Here is a 3155-nt window from a genome sequence, read left to right on the forward strand (position 1 = left end):
ACGCAGAATAGTGCGCCCTTGCGCGCAGGCCGCGGCCACGAACAGCACCGGGAATTCGTCGATGGCCAGTGGAACCAGCGCCTCTGGAATCTCGATACCTTTGAGTTTAGCTGCACGTACGCGCAAGTCCGCAACGGGCTCGCCGCCGACTTCACGCTGGTTTTCCAGGGTGATATCGCCGCCCATCAGACGCAGAATATCGATCACGCCGGTTCGGGTCGGATTGATGCCGACGTGCTCCAGCACCAGCTCCGAACCTTCGGCGATCGACGCTGCCACCAGGAAGAACGCGGAAGACGAGATATCGCCCGGCACTTCAATGTGGGTCGCAGTCAGCTTGTGGCCGGATTCAACCGACGCGGTCGCGCCATTGACGGTGACCGGGTAGCCAAAACCTTGCAACATGCGCTCGGTGTGGTCGCGCGTCGGTGCAGGCTCGGTAACGGTGGTCTTGCCTTCGGCGTACAGACCCGCCAGCAACAGACAGGATTTCACCTGAGCACTGGCCATCGGCATGGTGTAAGTCAGGCCTTTAAGCTTGTTGCCGCCACGAATGATCATCGGTGGACGACCTTCAGCAGCGGTCTCGATCACGGCACCCATTTCACGCAGCGGATTGGCCACACGATTCATCGGACGCTTGGACAGCGAAGCGTCACCGGTCAGGGTGCTGTCGAAGTTYTGCGCAGCCAACAGGCCGGACAGCAGACGCATCGASGTGCCGGAGTTGCCCAGATAGATCGGGCCYGGCGCMGGYTTCAGGCCATGCAGGCCGACGCCGTGAATGGTCACGCGGCCATGGTGCGGACCTTCGATCACAACACCCATGTCACGGAAGGCTTGCAGAGTCGCCAGAGCGTCTTCGCCCTCAAGGAAGCCTTCGACTTCGGTGACGCCTTCGGCCAGGGAGCCGAGCATGATCGAACGGTGGGAAATCGATTTATCGCCCGGTACACGAATCCGCCCAGTCAGGCGGCCACCAGGTTGTGCCAGGAAAATCAGGTCGTTGGAGTTCATAGCGTCCACATAGGCCCGGCGGGCCAGGATTTTACTGAAATGCTCGCGGGCAACCCGGGCGCGCGTGAACACGCCCAACAATTGGTGCCCATCCCCTGCATCGACCGCGTCGCGCAAGGCGTCGAGGTCGCTGCGAAATGTATCGAGTGTGCGCAGGACAGCTTCGCGGTTGGCGAGGAAGATGTCGTGCCACATGACCGGGTCGCTTCCCGCGATTCTTGTGAAATCGCGAAAACCGCCGGCAGCGTAACGGAAGATCTCTAGGTTTTCATTGCGCTTGGCCAACGAATCGACCAAACCGAACGCCAACAAGTGCGGCAAATGGCTGGTCGCCGCCAACACTTCATCGTGGCGCTCGACCTGCATGTGCTCGACATCAGCGCCTAATTCGCGCCACAAGCGGTCGACCACCGCCAGCGCGGCCGGTTCGGTTTGATCCAGCGGCGTCAGAATCACTTTATGACGACGGAACAGCTCGGAGTTGGAGGCTTCCACCCCGCTCTGCTCGGAACCGGCTATTGGATGCCCCGGCACAAAACGCGACGGAATCCCGCCAAACGCTTCGGTTGCCGCACGGACGACATTGCCTTTGGCGCTACCAACGTCAGTCAGAATTGCCGACCCCAGATCCATTGCTGCCAAGCGGGCCAGCATCTTTTCCATAGCAAGGATCGGTATGGCCAGTTGAATCACGTCAGCGCCCTGACAGGCTACGGCCAGGTCTTCTTCGCAGCGATCCACCACGCCCAACTCGACCGCCAGCTTGCGCGACTGCGGGTCGAGATCGACCCCGACCACTTCGCGGCACAGGCCACTTTCACGCAAACCCTTGGCGAACGAACCACCGATCAACCCCAGACCGACCACCACCAGGCGACCGATCATAGGTGCAGCAGATTGCAGTGCAGTGACATCAACCACGAGCCAGGACCTTGGTCAGCGCCTCAAGGAAGCGGCTGTTTTCCGCCGGCAAACCGATGGTGATGCGCAGGTGGTTCGGCATGCCGTAGTTGGCCACCGGACGCACGATCACGCCTTCGCGCAGCAAGCCCTGAAACACCGGCGCTGCCACGCGACCGAGATCAACGCAGATGAAGTTGCCTTTGGACGGAATCCAACTCAACCCCAACTCACGAAAACCGGCTTCCAGTTGCATCATGCCGGATTCGTTCAGACGGCGGCTTTCAGACAGGTATTCACTGTCTTGCAGCGCAGCGCAGGCAGCCGCCAAGGCCAGACTGTTAACGTTGAACGGCTGACGCACACGGTTCAGTACGTCGGCGACCACGGCGGTGGACAAGCCATAACCGACCCGCAATGCCGCCAGGCCGTAGGCCTTGGAGAACGTGCGTGAAACCAGCAGGTTTGGATAGGCCGCCAGATAATCCAGGCCGTCCGGCAAGTCGCTGCCCTCGGCGTATTCGATGTAGGCCTCGTCCAGCACCACCAGCACATGCGCGGGAACATCCTGGAGAAATTCATCCAGTGCCTCGGCATCGAACCAGGTGCCGGTCGGGTTGTTCGGGTTGGCAATGAAGACTACGCGGGTGTTCGCATCAATCGCCGCCAGCATGGCTGACAGGTCATGCCCCCAATCTTTGGCCGGAATCACTTTGGCCTGGGCACCGACGGCCTGGGTCACAATCGGATAGACCGCGAATGCGTGTTCGCTGAACACCGCGTTGAGGCCCGGTGCCAGATAGGCACGCGCGACCAACTCCAGAATGTCGTTGGAGCCGTTGCCCAGCGTCACTTGATTCAGCTCGACGCGGCACTGCTCGGCCAACAGGGTTTTGAGTGCAAAACCGTTGCCGTCCGGATACCGGGTCAGCTCAGCCAGCGCCTTCTGAATCGCCGACAGCGCTTTGGGACTCGCGCCCAACGGGTTTTCATTGCTGGCCAGTTTGACGATGCTTGCCGGATCAAGGTCCAGCTCGCGCGCCAGTTCGTCCACAGGCTTGCCCGGGACGTACGGCGAAAGTTGTTGCACGCCCGGCTGTGCCAAAGCGAGGAAGTCATCACTCATTTGCTACCCCTTAGAGAACTGCTTTCGGGTAGGAACCCAGCACTTTGAGTGCCACTGCTTCCTGACTGATCTTTTCCAGCACACCTTTGATCAATGGATCGCGATGGTGGCC

The 3155-nt window shown here is 60.5% G+C and carries 3 protein-coding genes; all 3 read right to left on the reverse strand.

Going from position 1 to position 3155, the window contains the following annotated elements; genetic code table 11:
* On the reverse strand, positions 1–1902 hold a 1902-nt coding region (locus tag AC1DRJ_RS22570; protein WP_477804096.1), incomplete at its 3' end, for a bifunctional prephenate dehydrogenase/3-phosphoshikimate 1-carboxyvinyltransferase.
* 28 nt (positions 1903–1930) lie between these two features.
* Positions 1931–3043, reverse strand: coding sequence for a histidinol-phosphate transaminase (gene hisC, locus AC1DRJ_RS22575; RefSeq protein WP_477804095.1), 1113 nt, complete (start codon positions 3041–3043; stop codon positions 1931–1933).
* Between the two features lie 10 nt (positions 3044–3053).
* On the reverse strand, positions 3054–3155 hold a 102-nt coding region (locus tag AC1DRJ_RS22580; RefSeq protein ID WP_477804097.1), incomplete at its 5' end, for a hypothetical protein.

Source organism: Pseudomonas sp. P5_B2 (genome assembly GCF_056400445.1).